This window comes from Streptomyces sp. P17 (genome assembly GCF_032436805.1).
Lineage (GTDB): Bacteria > Actinomycetota > Actinomycetes > Streptomycetales > Streptomycetaceae > Streptomyces.
On the sequence record NZ_JAVRBF010001572.1, the window covers coordinates 1 to 231 of the forward strand.

Consider the following 231-nt stretch of genomic DNA (forward strand, 5'->3'; position numbering starts at 1 on the left):
GACCATACGCGTACGGGCGGTCGAGATCAGCAACGATCCCACCTTGCGGGACGGCGAATACGTCGAGCTCTGCGTGCGCGATTCAGGACCCGGGATGCCGCCGGAGGTGGCCGCGCGGGCCTTCGACCCGTTCTTCACGACCAAGGGAGCCGGCAAGGGCACCGGCCTCGGCCTCTCGATGGTCTACGGCATCGTCAAGCAGACCGAAGGCTATGTCTTCTGCCAGTCCGA

At 65.8% G+C, this 231-nt stretch carries 1 protein-coding gene; it reads left to right on the forward strand.

Annotated features, from left to right (window positions below; translation table 11 throughout):
• Positions 1-43: 43 nt before the first annotated feature.
• A partial coding sequence (locus RMT89_RS45720; RefSeq protein WP_315889649.1) for an ATP-binding protein occupies positions 44-231 on the forward strand: 188 nt, incomplete at its 3' end.